This is a genomic window from Xenorhabdus japonica (assembly GCF_900115195.1).
GTDB classification, from domain to species: Bacteria; Pseudomonadota; Gammaproteobacteria; order Enterobacterales; family Enterobacteriaceae; genus Xenorhabdus; species Xenorhabdus japonica.
This window is the reverse complement of sequence record NZ_FOVO01000055.1, coordinates 1-14,812: the sequence shown is the minus strand read 5'-3', so window position 1 is coordinate 14,812 and position 14,812 is coordinate 1. Positions and strand designations below refer to the sequence as shown.

The following is a 14,812-nucleotide window of genomic DNA, read 5'->3' as shown; positions in this document are numbered from 1 at the left end:
TCGTGCAAGCGCTCATAGCGCGTTGAAATGATGAGAGCCTGGCCAGTGAATTCCATCAGGGACAGAGGCGACGGCCTTAACTAAAGTCCGGATGTATGGCTGCAATCTTAACCTGGTTCGGGTCATAACAAATGATTATTTGGCAAACAAGGGGCGTCCATGTATGCACGATAAAGTGATTGGCACTTTCATTGAGCGTGAGAACTATTTTTAATACGCGATCTAACCATTTAGCACACGACCGTTGACAAAGGTGCAATACATGTATGTTCATTTGCAAATTTTAATCTCTACCTATGGTGATAGGATAAATAATTTAAAACTTCGTCCTAAAGAAAACATAACATATGTAATTATCCACCAGGCTTATGAAAAAGGTGATTTACTGAAACTGGAGGAGTTAAAAAAAAGAACTGATATAAATTATGTTCAGGCAGATAGTGTGGGACTTACTAATAGTCGTAACTTAGCATTAAAATATTTCGATGCTGATATTGGATTAATAACAGATGATGATGTTATTCTGGATAATAACATATATCAGACCGTTATTAATGCATATAATAGAGGTCAATATGGTATAAAGCTATTCAAAATTTTGACTAGTGATACCCATAAAGAGTTTCGAAAGTATCCTACACATGATAAAAAATATTCCCGAATAGATTTGTTAAAAGCATGTTCGATAGAAATTTCTTTTTCGAAAGAAGTAATTGAAAAAGAATTATACTTTGATGAGCGTTTTGGCTTGGGTGGTGAATTTATTTGTGGTGAGGAATCTGTATTTTTGAATCATGCTTATAAACAAAATATTCCAATTGAATACATTAATAAGGTAATAGCATATCATCCAGAAGAAAGTACTGCGACTGGGATGTTAAATAATAACATCTTGGAGGCTAAAGGGGCTGTATATTATAGCGTATTAGGTAATATACTAAGTGTTATTTTTATATTGAGGATTTCATTTTTTTCAAAATTTTCAAAAGATAATGGTTATAAAAAACTTGAAGTTTTCAAAGGATTAATGAATGGAAGACGAAAAGTTCTCCGTAGTAATACCTTATTATAATAAAGGTGATAAATTAATTAGAGCCCTTAACAGCTTGGATTATCTTTATATAAATAAAGTTTATGTAGTCAATGATAAATCACCTATACCTATACCTAATAATAAATATAATAAAAAAGTCCAGTTTATTGAGCTTGTTGAAAATAAAGGGCCTAGCTATTGCCGCAATCTTGGAGCGTCTTTAGTAGAATCAGATTATATATTATTCTTGGATGCAGATGATTACTTCAGACCTGCATTATTTAATGATTTACATAATATAATTTCAAATATTAATCCTCCAGTCATTTCATGGGGTATTGAAAAAGTACAAAAATTTGATGAGCTTTCTCTTGACGAAAAGGATAGTAGCAATATTGCTTATAAGTTAGAGGGGCTTTTTTTCTTTCAAAGAGCTAAACTGAATAAATTTTTAGGAATGACTTCTAGTAGTTTCTGCATTCAAAAAAAGGTTTTTGAAGAACTAAATGGGTTTGATAATAATTTAAGATTACAAGAAGATCCCGAGTTTTTTTGTAGAGTATGTGAAAAATATAATGTTTGCTTTATAAATAAGATTTATAGTTATTATGATATATCAGATCAATGTTCGTTATCACAAGCTAATTTTAATAATATAATGTATCCTACATATCTGAAACGTATTCGATTCACAAAAGAACAATTGCTTATTAAATTTTATAAAGCCGAGTTTACAAAATACTATTTGATGGCTTTGATGAATAAGAAGAATAAAAATTACAGAGTGTTTCTCAAAGAAAACAGCTTAAGGTTATTTTCATTTAAATGGAAGTTGTTATTCGTGATACTTTCTAAAGTGCCTGAAAGTATGTATAAGGCTGTATATAGGTTTTATAGATATGCGAAATATTAATAAAAATGTACTATTTTTCGTTGACTGTTTTGAAAGGTTATCTTTTTTTAAGCGATTATCATTTGGATTTCGACAGAAAGGCTTCAATGTTGTTTTTCTGACAGATTCATTGAGCACGTACCTAAATGTTAAAGATCGTGAGAGCGTTTACTTAGTTAGGAATACGAATAAAAATGATATCACTGACCTATCAGAAAGTTTGGATGTTATAAATAATAATCAGAGTATTCCATATGCAAATAAATATTATTCTTGCGTATATAATACTCTTGATAAAATAAATAAAAAAATAAAAATAGATTATATATTTGTATGGAATGGCAGTGGAACAAGTGGTTGTGCAATAAAAGATTTTGCAACTAACAAAACCATAAAAACGGCGTTCATGGAGTTATCTAATTTCCCGGGGAAAATTTTTGTTGATATTGATGGTGTCAACGCTAGATCTTGGTTGTATAAAAATATTAAGATATTACAAAAAAAATATCCAAATTCAAAACTTGATCCTGCTTGGGTTGATTGGTGGTATAACGCGAAATTATTACCTTTACCACAAAAAGAGATTATCAATCGATATAATAATGAATACATAGTTGATCGTATATTCTCAGCAGTATTTCAAATGCCATTCTGTAATGAGCTAAAAATTAAAAATTATTTATTCAAGAAAAAGAAATTAAGAAAAATTTCGTCTTTTAACTGTGAATTTAAGTATTCGGAAACTCCTGAGTGTTATGTATTCCTTCCATTACAAGTGTCCTCAGACTCTCAGTTAAAATTAAATAGTGAATATGATAATGTACAGTGTATACTGAAAGCAAAGGATATCTCAGAAAGTAGAGGGGCAGATTTAGTAGTAAAATTGCATCCTGCAGAAAAGGACCAAAAAGAGATAGAAAAAATAAAAATTTTATCTAAAGATATAGGATTTTATATTTCTAATAAACCCACAATGGAATTATTGTCCGATGGGGAACTAATTTGTGTCAATAATTCAACAGTAGGACTAGAAGCAAAAATATTGGGTAAAGAGACCATGGTTTTTGGAAAAGCATTATATAGTGTTTTTGATGAACAAATGACGGCAGCTTATTTAAACCAATGGTTGATTAATATTGATTATTTTGATGTCAACGAAATTATTGACGAATCAAAAGTCGATAGAATATTAGAAATTATTGAGTATTGTTATGTCAATTAAATTTAAAACAATCTACTATGCTTATGCCTCGATTATGGCTATAAAATTAAGTTTTTATTTTGATGGTGCCAGTAGATATATATCATTACGTGCAACAATTGCACTATCAATTTTTTGTTTTTTATTTTTTATAATAAACAAAATTAAAATACAAAGTAGAAATTTAATTCTAGCAATTATATATATATCTATTTCTTTTTTATTTATACTAGTGTGGAGCGTTTCAGAGGAAATGATTGTAACGGAACAATGTAAACAGTTATTAGAGTTTATATTTCCGTTGCTTATTATCATAAATGTTTGGACACTCACAAGAAATCTTAGCGTTGAAGAAACGATAAAAGGGTTGTTCTATTTTGTTTATGTCAGTCTTGTACTGATATCGGTCGACACATTAATCCGTTTGCTGATGCCTTCATATGCTTTTAAGGGTAATGAAGGCGAATTTGCTATCGAATTGGCAAGAGATACATACTATATATATAAATATGGGAGTATAATGTATTTAGATTCGAATTATGTTGCAATGCAGATACTCCTTGTAATTGGATTATTAATCATTAATACACACAGATATAAAAAAAAATTAATCCTATTTAGCATTTTATTGCTTTTCTTAACATTCAGTCGTGCTGCATATATAGGGCTTGTAGCTATTTTCTTATTATATGTAACTCGAAAAGTAAATAAGAAAAGTAAAACTCTTGTTATGGGGCTTTATTTTACATTAATACTGATTCCTTTGATATATTTTGCTGTTTTCCATTCTGAGTTTAATGGACTACTTGTTGATCAAAGTTTGGCAAGTAAGGTAACAATTTTTTCAAGTTTAAAAAAAATCACAGATATTGAATTAGTAAACCTATTTTTTGGTAGCGGCTTTGATATAGGGGGGTACATATTTAGTTATAAAGAAGGGGGATATGCTCATGCTTTTATCCCTCTAGTTTTAGGGGAAATTGGACTAGTTGGTTTGATTTCTATATGTATTATTTTATTCGCTGTATATGTAGAGTTGAAAAAAGACTCCCCGTATATATTGTTACCTTATGTTTTATGCGGATTTTCACTTATATATCCTTATGATTCTATGTATATATTAATATTTTTCTCGATGTTAATAGCTAATAAAAAATGCCAAAAATTAGAGTGTTCCAATGGGAAATAAAAGTTTTATTAGAAAATTGCTTGTTTATATAACTGGCAGTTTGGCCGCTCAAATTCTTAGCTTTATGTTAATGCCAATTGTGACCAGAACGTATAGTCCAGAATCACTAGGTGTTATAAATAAATTTATAGCAATAGCAAATATTGCAATCCCACTATTTACTCTTTCACTAGTGTATTCGATTGTTTTGACGAAAAGCAATCTGGTTTCAGTTATAAAAGTAATATGCTCAAATTTAATTTTTTTTACTATTGTTGCATATGTATTCATATTTTTTATGTGGGAGTGGAGTAGTGTTGCCAAACACCAAGTATACTGGTTTCTATTACCTATATATATATTGTCTTACTCGCTAACACAAATAGGCGAACAAATTTCTGTAAAATATGAGAATTTCAAGAAAATATCATATGCCAATTTCCTTCAGTCTGCGGTTAATAACTTTTTTAAGTTAATGCTTCCACTGTTTTTTACGCCAGGATATTTTTTATTGATTCTGAGTTCTATTGTGGGTGTTGCCAGCACTTTTCTTCTGTATACTAAGGATATTTTTTTCTTTAAAATAAAAAAATTATTTTCATATAAACGCACATTGAAAGTACTTCAATGCAATAGTAACTTTGTATTTTTTCAAACCCCACAAAATATTATTAATGCTTTATCTCAAGGTTTTCCTGTTTTAATCATATCCGCTCTCTTCGGTGATAATATGGCAGGACAATATGGTTTGGCAAATACTCTAATGCTTATTCCAATCTCTTTACTTGGCACTGCTATTATCAATATTACTTACTCCAAAATAACTGAGATTTTTAAGTTTGGTAAAAACTTGTCAAATTATCTTATAAAATTTGTTTTGGTCATGCTCTGCTTTTCGACAGTAATTTTTTCCCCAATATTTTTTTGGGGAGACGATTTGTTTTCAATTTTTTTTGGACATGAGTGGAAAATTTCCGGTGAATTGGCATCTTTTTTAGTTCCGAGCTTTATATTTATCCTAGCAAGCAGGCCAGTTATTCCTGCAATATATATTTATAAAATACAGTATTATCTTTTATTAAACGAGATAATTGGGATTGTTTTAAGGTGTGCTGGATTATTCGCAGGATATTATTACTTTCAGTCAGCATCGATCTCAGTATTGCTGTTTTCCCTATCAAATATAATTGTTTATTCCTTACTGTGTGTGCAAGTCTTGATAAAATCAAGAAAATTAGAACATTATAAAAAATAAAAAATTTTTAATGGTAATTATATGACAAAAGAAATAGCTGTACTTATGTGTGTTTATTATAAAGATAATTTTGTATTTTTTGAAGAAGCTGTTGAGAGTGTGCTATCACAAAGTGAAAACTTGGATCTTTATATTTATACTGACGGCGCTATTTGTTCAGAATTATGTAGTTCAATTGAGAAGTTTAATAAAAAAAATAATATTTTTGTATACTCGGGGGAAAAAAACATAGGTTTAGCAAGAGCTTTAAATAAATTGATTGATATAGTTTTGGTCAAAGAGTATGCTTTTATAGCTAGAATGGATAGTGACGATATTTCTTTGCCAGGGCGATTTTGCGAGCAGGTAAATTTCTTAAAAAATAACACTAACATTGATGTTTGCGGTACCTTTTGTTCTGAGTTCGGCTCTCCTTATGCAATTACCTTAAAAAAATTGCCGACCTCCCACGAACAGTTGGTTGATTTTAGCATAACAAGATGTCCATTTGTCCATCCAACAGTATTGTTCAGACGGAGAGTTTTCGAAAACTCAAAAATTAGATATCCTACTGATACAAATTTGACTGAAGATATGTCCTTATGGTTTGAATTATTAAAAGAAGGATATTTTTTTGCAAATGTTGACAAAGTTCTTTTAAAATACCGTTTGTCAGAATCAACTTTGTTACGAAGGCGAGGTATAAAAAAAGCGTCATCTGAGATTAAAATACGATTTAATAATATGTTTACTCTTAAAAAAGTATCACTAAAAAATGTTTTTTTGTTGGTAATAAAATTCTTTTTACATATAGCTCCTATGGTTGTGATTAAATTTGCTTATAAAAAAATGAGATAATTTTATTGAGTCATTCTTTTCCTTAATGTCAAATAAAAATAGGTAAATAACCTTATATCTTGATTATCACTTTTGTAGAGCGATAATCTCCTGACTGATTATCAGGGATGCGGTTGTGAGTTTGTTATCATTAACCTGAACCTGAGTCATAAGGTCAATGACTACAGCGAGATAAGTCCAAAGTTTGCCCGTCCAGATAAAGGTCACATCACCGCACCAGACCTGATTAGGTTCAGTGACCGCGAACTGCTGGTTAAGCTGATTAGGAATATCAACATGCTCTTTCTTTCTCCGCGCGTACTTATGTTTCGGCTGCTGGCGACTGACCAGCCCCAGTTCTGCCATGAGTTTTTCCGCCAGCCAGCGCCCCAGTGGTACGCCTTTTGCGATCACCATGGCGGCAATCGGCAGAGCTATTGCTTGCCAGGAAAGCTTCCCAAACCAAGCTTTTTAGCTTAACCCGTTCAGGCTTTGGCTTTTCCATACGATGCCGCCACGCTTGATAGCTGCTACGATGAAACCCGAACACGTGGCAAAGACTGACCTCAGGATAATGCACTCTGAGTTTCTCAATTACCGAGAAGTGTTCAGGAAGTCCAACATCGAGAGTGCTGATGCCTTTTTTAATATTTCATTTTCCATTTCAACATGTTGTATCTTTTTCTTCAGGTCACGTATTTCAATTTGCTCAGGCGTCATGGGGCTGCTTTCGGCGATTTTCCGTGCCGTTCATGCCGGAGCTGGCGAACCCAACTCCCCATGGCCGATTTACTGACATTCATGGCCTTAGCGGCTTCGCTGACGGAGTAATTCTGGTTAAGCACCAACTGGGCGCATTCCAGTTTAAATTCGGGGCTGAAACGTCGTTGCATTGTGTCACCTTTTTCATAGTTGAAATGAGAATAACACCTCTCAGAAGGTGACCAAAATTATTGAACCATATCACATTGTTCTTGGCATATGATGGTCTGGGGTAATGATTTTTTCGTGAAGACAAGGATACCAGATCATCATGCTGTTCAAATTCCCCTCATAAAATGTCAACAGCCTTGATAATATGTCGAATTAATGCAGAGCTAATAAAACCTGCTCCACCAGTAACCAGAATTTTCATTTTTAAATTTTTCAGTTGATTTTAGGATTGATGCCGAATTTGGAAGGAAGTTTTATGGAATATGAATTACCATGTATAACCAAAGCTACCGCACTAGGTTACAGCTCCTAGAGTGCCTGTTGTGTTTAACAATTTGATTTATCCAATTAATATAAAAGGAATTTTCTGCTTGACAAAACTAAACATATCAACGAGTTGTGTTAAGCAGCGACGAGAGTAGTATCTCGTCGCTTTGAGGTCAAGTATAACCGTGTTTTTTCTTTAATTGTTACATCTTGTAACTAACTAAATTTCAAAACGAAAGTTATTTATCTCCCATGTAACGGCAACCAAATCACCAGCCGTAATCCACCTAAAGGACTATCTTCTGCTTTGGCCCAACCTCGATGTTGGTTCACTGCTGCTTCAACAATTGCTAATCCCAATCCCGTTCCACCGGATTCTCTGTCTCTCGCTTCATCTGTTCGATAAAACGGTCGGAAGATATGCTCTCGGTCTTCTGGACTGACTCCAGGCCCATCGTCATCAACGGTAATGGTTACACCTTGGTTATCGGCCTTGAATGCCACAGCGATATGGCTGCTGGAGTAACGTAATGCATTGCGGACGATGTTTTCGAGTGCGCTGCCGAGTGTGGCAGGATTACAGTAAATAACCCAGTTTCCGGGAGGAGAAACGATATCCAGTGTTTTGTGCATTTGTTCGACTTCAAATTTGGCATTCTCCAATATGTCATGCCATATATCGTAAGCTTTGATATTTTCGCGCAGTAATTCGTTTTTATGTTGATGACGGGAAAGTATTAATAGGTCGTTAATCATTCCATCTAAACGTTGAGTTTCTGTTTCAATGCGCGCCAATTCTTTGCTTTCACTGTGATGGCGGCGAAGTAGGGCTGTCGATAATTGTAAGCGAGTAAGCGGTGTGCGCAGTTCATGGGAGATATCGGAAATCAGCCGTTGTTGGGCGGTAACCATTCTTTCCAGTGCACTAATCATATGGTTAAAGCTACTACCAGTAGCTAAAAATTCTTGTGGACCGGATTCCAGTTCAGGATGTTGCCGTAAGTTTCCTTTCGCGACATCATCTGCTGCATTTTTTAGTTTCCGGGCGGGCTTTGCCAAACTCCATGCCAGCCACAGTAGTAATGGAGCGCTTATTAACATGGTGGCAGCGGGCAGTAAAAATGGTCGATCAAACATCAAATTAATAAAATCTGATTGTGGGCTGCTCGCTGGCCTAATGAGGTAGAGGTGGTAATGATCTTCGTCATCAAAGATAGAAAAAGGGCCGAGTATTTCCGAACGACCATATTTTTTCTTTTTAGGGTGATCTGTATTATCGGATTGTCCGATAAAGTTGCGGATAGCTTGTCGTTGGTAGCGTGACATTGTAGGGTCAAGGTTAATGATATTCTCATTATAGGTGACAAGGAGCAGGTATTCGCTCGGTGAAGCCAACAGATTAATAGCGTCCGGCATATTTACCCACCAGAAACTTTTCCCTGGGCTGTGTATCAATTTTTCTTCTATTTGTTTTGCCAGTTTTTTTCCAAGTTGATATTCATTGTCCAAAAGAGGAGCTAATTGCCGTGAATCCAGTTTAGGGGCCATTAAGGCCATCATCAGGACAAGTGCGAGTGTAAACCAAAAAATGGCGAATATACGGGCTGTCAAGCTATTGATCATTTTGCGGAAACCATTAAGTATCCACGGCCGCGTAATGTCTTAAACCATGGTAGTTCATCCGTTCTGTTTGGTAATTTACGGCGTAGATTAGAAATGTGCATATCAATAGCCCGATCAAAAGGCGTTAAGCGTTTTCCCAATACTTCTTGACTTAAATGTTCACGGGAAACGACCTGCCCTAAATGTTGTGCTAATAAATAAAGTAGAGAGAACTCGGTGCCAGTGAGATCCAAAATCGTACCATCAAAGCTGGCTTCCTGACGTCCAGAGTTGAGCCGTAGTTTATCAACTTCCAAAATAGGTATTCCTATCTCAGATTGTTTTTCACTCCAGTTGGAACGGCGCAAAATGGCACGTATGCGGGCGACTAGTTCTCGATCGTTAAAAGGTTTGGGGAGATAGTCATCCGCTCCTAGCTCTAATCCCAAAACACGGTCTAAATCGCTACCCCGAGCCGTTAACATGATAACGGGGATTTTATGACGCTGGCTTCGCAGCTCTTTCAGAGTCTCAATACCGTTCTTGCGCGGCATCATGATATCCAGCAATAGTAGGTCAATTGAAGAATCAATACATTGCAAAGCCTGTTCACCATTGTGGGCGATCACAATATTGAATCCTTCCATCTCGAGCAGTTCTTTTAATAACGATGTCAGTTCGCGGTCATCATCAACTAATAAGATTTTATGCATTAATTTTCCTCCAAGAGCAAAATACGATAACAAACTTCGCTATTCCATGACTTTACGTTCTTTTACATGCTCTGACGCTAGTTTGCAGCCGCAGGGTTATAGTTATCCGCACTAGATCGAATGCTGTTGTTCGAGAAAGCGAGGAAATTTAATGAGTAACATAGCAATATTGGCTTTAGCGTCAATGCTTGTTCTCGGAACAACGGAGACCTTAGCTGAAACTGCTGATGCGGATCATGTTCCTGAAGCTAGTTCCTCCCTTTGTAGGCAAGGTGATTATAAGAGGAATTTTAGTCATTACCGTGGTCATCAGTATAACTATAGTTATATCTTCAGTGGAATAGTGTTAACTGAACAGCAGCGTGAACAGATATTACAGATATTGAGGTTAGCCAGAGAGCAACATGGGTATGAGCAGCCACTGGCTGATATGCAAGATGCAAGCCTAAAACTGGATGCTCTTTCGGTTGCAGAGAATTTTGATGAAGCTGAGATTCGCTTGCAGCTTGAAAAAATAGCCGAAAAGAACGTTCTTTTCGGTATAGAAGTTGCCCGTTTTAATAATCAGGTTTATCGATTGTTAACACCAGAACAGAAAGAGTTATTGAAAAAAGCTTATAAAGCAAATAAATGTGTAACTCGGAAAGTAAACTGATTTTTTGCTAGCACTCTTGATGCCTAGTACTTTTACAACACTAGTATTTTTACTGCAAGAGTGCTTTTACTACCAAATAGCATCAATAACGATTTTCCTTGCCATAGACACCATCCCTGTCTTTCAGCCCCCGTGAGGGGCTTTTTTTTTACCATGCCTGAAATTTAATTTCCTTTAAAATCAGTTTGATATGAATTTATCAAGCAACTGTAGATGATCTGAAATTTTCTAAGTGTGGACACTCGCGTGGACACTTTAGTTATCTACAGTTGCTTCTGGCTACTAGATTTCTGTACCATTCACTCAATGGATTCAATGTTATTGCTAACTGCAAATCTTTTTAAGATCGCTTTTTCCATTCTTAGTTGTTTGTTTTCTTTACGAAGCTGCAACAACTCTTGTTGCTCAATTGATTTTGCTAATATAACAAGTATGTTATATCCTTAATTATAACGAATAAGTTATGAGGCTGGCATGTGGGAAGTTATAACGACAGAGTGCTTTGACGGATGGTTTTTGGCTCAGGATGATGAACGCAGGGAGTCGATTTACGAAGCAATGGGTATACTGGAAAAGTTCGGCCCGAATCTTGGCAGGCCTTATGTTGATACGCTATATGGCTCAGATTTCCCAAACATGAAGGAGTTGCGTATTCAACACGCAGGTGATCCGATTAGAGCTTTTTTTGCATTTGACCCTAAGCGGCGTGCAATCGTTTTATGTGCCGGCAATAAAACTGGGGTAAATGAAAAGCGGTTCTACAAGGAAATGATCCGACAAGCTGATTTTGAGTATCGCCGTCACTTGGACAACCTGGAGAAATAATTATGGCTAATTACAGAGAATTGTTAGTACAAGAAAGCTCGGAAATGCAGGCTCGCGTTGAAAAGCGAGTTGAACAGGCTAGCATCAAATTGGCCCTTAGTCAGTTACGTGATGAATTAGACATGTCACAGGCGGAGCTTGCAGCCGCTATGGGTGTTCAGCAGCCTTCTATTGCTCGAATGGAAAATACCGATCATGATCCGCGCCTTTCAACGCTCAAACGCTATGTAGCGGCTTTGGGCGGAGAATTAAGTATTGATGTGACACTTCCAACCGGTAAGCGTGTAGCATTTCATCTATGATTCAGAAGATCAAAAAGGAAACGTGACGTGAATTATAAAAGCCCCTTGGCATGCGAAGGGCTTTTTCAAATGTCGATGTGGTCATGGTGTGAGTGCTTATCTTTATAAATCATTTTGTTACAATGAATTACATTATAAAAATAAACACGACCTCCTGTCTTTCAGCCCCCGTGAGGGGCTTTTTTTTGATTGCAGTTTGCTTGTATAAACTGATCTTTTTTTATCTAATCCGATGAATGACTTCTACTGATTGTTTTTCTCATGAAAAAATTTGTTTTTGTTGCTCCTGAATTTCATTCCATTCCTCCAAATTATGCAGCTACAGTAAAGTGGTGGATCTATAACGTTGCCAAAATCAGTCAGGCTAATAATTTAATTATTTATAAAGGAGAAAGAACAGAGAAAACTGTAGAAAAAATCAGTGAATATGCCTCCATTCATAGGATACACACTAGCGCAATTTATAAACGTTTTTTCAGGAAATGGTCCCGCTTAGATCCTTACCCTTATGTCAAAAGGGTGATAGACACAGTTTCCTGTAGCACCTATTTTGATTATTCAAAACTCCGTTTCACTTTATAACGAGATTAAGCAGTATTATCCTGAAGAACAGATGGTACTTCACCTGCATAATAAGCATAACGTCACTACTTTGGGTACTGAGATAAGACTTATTACTCCAAGTCATTTTCTGGCTGATTTCTTTCGTAATGAAGCGAAGTTAGAGAACATTAAAGTTGTGCCAAATGGTATTGATAAGATGCTTTATATGCAACAAAGTTGCTGGAAAAGGGAGCACTTTGGTCTCAAAAATACGGCAAAAATAATTTTGTATGCTGGGCGATTAGATAAGAGGAAAGGAGTGCTTGAGTTAATGGAAGCTGTATCCTTATTGCATAAAAAGGATACACAAATCACACTTCTTTTGATCGGAGAACACACAAAAAATACAAAAGGTGAGCGTGAGATTTACCGTAAAAAAGTCGTTGATAAAGCGTTGGAAATGACAGAGTGTTGTGTTTTGGCAGGAAATATTCCGCCTGCAAATATGCATCAGGTTTATTCATTTGCTGATTTAACGGTTGTTCCTTCATTGTGGGAGGAGCCATTTTGTATGGTTGCATTAGAGTCAATGGCGAGAGGTACACCTGTTTTGGCTAGTCCAAGAGGGGGAATCAAAGAGTTTGTGGTTCCCAACAATACCGGTTTCTTACTGCAAGAGCCATTATCTCCAGAGAGTATCGCTCAGGATATTTTAGATACGCTGTCAGATAGTCGATTACACGATGTTACTGAAAAGGGTAAAGAAATGGCTCTCACAAACTACGATTGGCATACGGTAAGTGAGTCTCTAACTACTGTGTTGTCTGAGTGGTTTTAACGGTATTGATTTTACAGGCTATTTATTTTTGGAATAGCCTGTAATCATTAGCGTTTAAATCTCTATATTGTTTTATTCAATTTTTGTTGACACAGCGCGATTAGCAAACCAAGATAAATTCCTAAGATATTCAAATGAACACTTTCAAAGTTCCCTCTGACAATAAAATAGCCAAAGAAAGAGATAAATAAAATTAACCCAGCTTGCTTATTGCAGCCGATACTTGCGTTCCAATCCTTGGCTGATTGTTTCAGATACGCGAAGATTAAAAATAAAAAGGCACCCAAGCCTAATATTCCGGCAGAAAACCAGATTGTCAGGAAAATATTATGAGGGCCAAGGGATGTTCTAAATGTCCAATCAGGGTAATTCTTAACGTTATCGTTATAAATTTGGTCATAGATTTTGTTGCCGGCACCATAGCCTTTGATTGGATGATCCAGAATTAAGGTGAGTGCTGAACCTTGCGTTCCATTGCTATATCGGTGACTACTGTCGGTTTGTTCCAGTTTATAGGTTAAAATTGATTTCTTACCAAGGTAATCAGATTTGATGGCAAAGATGGTGGCGCAGATAAAAACAATACTGGCAATTAACGTCTTCCAATTTTTGTTCATAATGATCATCATGAAAAACATAACAAAAATTGCAAGCCAAGCTCCTCTGGAAAGGGTGCCCAGCAATACAAAAAGCACGGATAAAATGAGCAAAATTGTCAGCGCTAAACGAACATAATTTTGAGTTTTTTGAAAATGCCAAAGGGCTATTAGTGCTGGAAAGAAGAAAACAATACCATCTGACACGCTGCGATGATTATAGTTGGTGAATGGCATAATATTGTTCTGATAATCTACATAGAACAGGTACATTTCTTTCAGCGTGATGAATAACAATCCAAGTAAAAATGAACCAATAATCATTTTCTGGATTTTATGTGTATTCGTATGACTTAATGCTAAGGTGATAAGAATACTGGAGAGAACGACATCCCTGAAAAAAGGAGTTTTGATTTCAATGAAACTGAGCTTGGGGTCAGGTGAAATAAAAATTGAATAGAGGTAAGCCAAAGTTAATATTCCCAAAGCCAGTACGATATTGTTTTTCAACGCGGGGAGGCATCCTTTGGGATTCTTAATAATAAAGTAGAGCGCGGTTAATGCTATCAATGCAAAAAATAGATTTTTATAGCGCGTGACGCCTGTGACATAGACAAGCGCGATGTAACCACCGACGAAAAAAGTACTCCAAGATAAATGATTTTTAACGGTTTCTTTAAACATGACTTTACCGGAATAGAAAGTGGATTTCTTATTGGTATTTTGTACCATTTTCATAATACAGGCACGAATAAAAATACAATGTTATAACTTGGCACAAATTCTGGAGGATTTTTAAGTTTATTCCCTGAAATTTCAAGGACAATTTCTCAACTATAATGAAAGAATTACTTATCAATTCATTCTCCCTCCAATCTATTGTTATCCCGACCAATCTTGATTATCTTATGTTCTATTCTTCCATTATTTAAAAAGCTTATCACTGTCACTTCACATAAAAGGGATAAGGATTCCCAACATGAATAATTTTTATGAAATCAGCTTGTTGGCGGAATTTTGGCTTCTGTGTTGTTGGGGATGTCTATGTTCTGGGTAACACCTTTCTTCCCGTGGATGCCCTGTCTCTTAGTCACATCTCCACATCAACCGATTTAGCCAGTAAATACCCATCAATAAGCGTTTGTAGCAGGAACCAGCCTTCCCATAGTCTTT

At 35.6% G+C, this 14,812-nt stretch carries 15 protein-coding genes and 1 pseudogene; 12 read left to right on the top strand and 4 right to left on the bottom strand.

From position 1 onward, the window contains the following. Positions 1 to 262: 262 nt before the first annotated feature. Genes BM135_RS15460 through BM135_RS15435 form a run of 6 tightly spaced genes read left to right on the top strand, consistent with a single transcriptional unit; the run spans position 263 to position 6,386 of the window. Positions 263 to 1,072 carry a glycosyltransferase gene (locus tag BM135_RS15460; RefSeq protein WP_092521264.1) on the top strand — a complete coding sequence of 270 codons (810 nt, stop codon included), beginning with the start codon at positions 263 to 265 and terminating at the stop codon, positions 1,070 to 1,072. Then, positions 1,032 to 1,946 (top strand): glycosyltransferase family 2 protein, encoded by a 915-nt coding sequence (locus BM135_RS15455; RefSeq protein WP_092521262.1) that lies wholly within the window; start codon positions 1,032 to 1,034, stop codon positions 1,944 to 1,946. The genes BM135_RS15460 and BM135_RS15455 overlap by 41 nt, the downstream gene beginning before the upstream one ends. Next, positions 1,933 to 3,147 (top strand): capsular polysaccharide export protein, LipB/KpsS family, encoded by a 1,215-nt coding sequence (locus BM135_RS15450; protein WP_092521260.1) that lies wholly within the window; start codon positions 1,933 to 1,935, stop codon positions 3,145 to 3,147. Before BM135_RS15455 ends, BM135_RS15450 begins: the two co-directional genes overlap by 14 nt. Further along, on the top strand, positions 3,137 to 4,315 hold the full coding sequence (locus tag BM135_RS15445; protein WP_092521258.1) for a hypothetical protein: 1,179 nt from the start codon (positions 3,137 to 3,139) through the stop codon (positions 4,313 to 4,315). Before BM135_RS15450 ends, BM135_RS15445 begins: the two co-directional genes overlap by 11 nt. Further along, the gene (locus tag BM135_RS15440; protein ID WP_092521255.1) at positions 4,305 to 5,549 is read left to right on the top strand and encodes a lipopolysaccharide biosynthesis protein; all 1,245 of its coding nucleotides are present in this window, start codon (positions 4,305 to 4,307) and stop codon (positions 5,547 to 5,549) included. Before BM135_RS15445 ends, BM135_RS15440 begins: the two co-directional genes overlap by 11 nt. Positions 5,550 to 5,570: 21 nt before the next feature. Then, the gene (locus BM135_RS15435) at positions 5,571 to 6,386 is read left to right on the top strand and encodes a glycosyltransferase (RefSeq protein WP_092521254.1); all 816 of its coding nucleotides are present in this window, start codon (positions 5,571 to 5,573) and stop codon (positions 6,384 to 6,386) included. An 87-nt stretch (positions 6,387 to 6,473) separates the two neighbouring features. Here BM135_RS15435 and BM135_RS17590 read toward each other — a convergent pair. The 3 genes and pseudogenes from BM135_RS17590 to cpxR form a co-directional block, all read right to left on the bottom strand. Then, a pseudogene (locus BM135_RS17590) lies at positions 6,474 to 7,258 on the bottom strand (IS3 family transposase); the annotation flags it as partial. 550 nt (positions 7,259 to 7,808) lie between these two features. Further along, positions 7,809 to 9,188 (bottom strand): envelope stress sensor histidine kinase CpxA, encoded by a 1,380-nt coding sequence (gene cpxA, locus BM135_RS15415; protein ID WP_092521251.1) that lies wholly within the window; start codon positions 9,186 to 9,188, stop codon positions 7,809 to 7,811. Beyond that, the gene (cpxR, locus tag BM135_RS15410) at positions 9,185 to 9,880 is read right to left on the bottom strand and encodes an envelope stress response regulator transcription factor CpxR (RefSeq protein WP_092521250.1); all 696 of its coding nucleotides are present in this window, start codon (positions 9,878 to 9,880) and stop codon (positions 9,185 to 9,187) included. Before cpxR ends, cpxA begins: the two co-directional genes overlap by 4 nt. A gap of 151 nt (positions 9,881 to 10,031) precedes the next feature. Between cpxR and BM135_RS15405 the strand changes: the two genes are divergently transcribed. From BM135_RS15405 to BM135_RS15385, 5 genes are all read left to right on the top strand, one after another. Further along, the gene (locus BM135_RS15405; RefSeq protein WP_092521240.1) at positions 10,032 to 10,535 is read left to right on the top strand and encodes a Spy/CpxP family protein refolding chaperone; all 504 of its coding nucleotides are present in this window, start codon (positions 10,032 to 10,034) and stop codon (positions 10,533 to 10,535) included. A 474-nt stretch (positions 10,536 to 11,009) separates the two neighbouring features. Next, the gene (locus BM135_RS15400; RefSeq protein ID WP_092521238.1) at positions 11,010 to 11,360 is read left to right on the top strand and encodes a type II toxin-antitoxin system RelE/ParE family toxin; all 351 of its coding nucleotides are present in this window, start codon (positions 11,010 to 11,012) and stop codon (positions 11,358 to 11,360) included. 2 nt (positions 11,361 to 11,362) lie between these two features. Continuing rightward, positions 11,363 to 11,662 carry a helix-turn-helix domain-containing protein gene (locus BM135_RS15395; protein ID WP_092521236.1) on the top strand — a complete coding sequence of 100 codons (300 nt, stop codon included), beginning with the start codon at positions 11,363 to 11,365 and terminating at the stop codon, positions 11,660 to 11,662. Positions 11,663 to 11,923: 261 nt separating this feature from the next. After that, positions 11,924 to 12,244 carry a hypothetical protein gene (locus tag BM135_RS17105; RefSeq protein ID WP_092521234.1) on the top strand — a complete coding sequence of 107 codons (321 nt, stop codon included), beginning with the start codon at positions 11,924 to 11,926 and terminating at the stop codon, positions 12,242 to 12,244. Continuing rightward, positions 12,213 to 13,043: a glycosyltransferase gene (locus tag BM135_RS15385; protein WP_139204123.1), complete on the top strand. Its 831-nt coding sequence runs from the start codon at positions 12,213 to 12,215 to the stop codon at positions 13,041 to 13,043. The genes BM135_RS17105 and BM135_RS15385 overlap by 32 nt, the downstream gene beginning before the upstream one ends. A 62-nt stretch (positions 13,044 to 13,105) precedes the next feature. Here the strand turns inward: BM135_RS15385 and rfaL are convergent, their stop codons facing one another. Beyond that, on the bottom strand, positions 13,106 to 14,377 hold the full coding sequence (gene rfaL, locus BM135_RS15380) for an O-antigen ligase RfaL (RefSeq protein ID WP_092521231.1): 1,272 nt from the start codon (positions 14,375 to 14,377) through the stop codon (positions 13,106 to 13,108). Positions 14,378 to 14,631: 254 nt separating this feature from the next. On the opposite strand from rfaL, the gene BM135_RS17240 reads away from it, so the two are divergent. Continuing rightward, the coding region (locus BM135_RS17240) for a hypothetical protein (RefSeq protein ID WP_217644309.1) at positions 14,632 to 14,812 on the top strand (181 nt) is incomplete at its 3' end.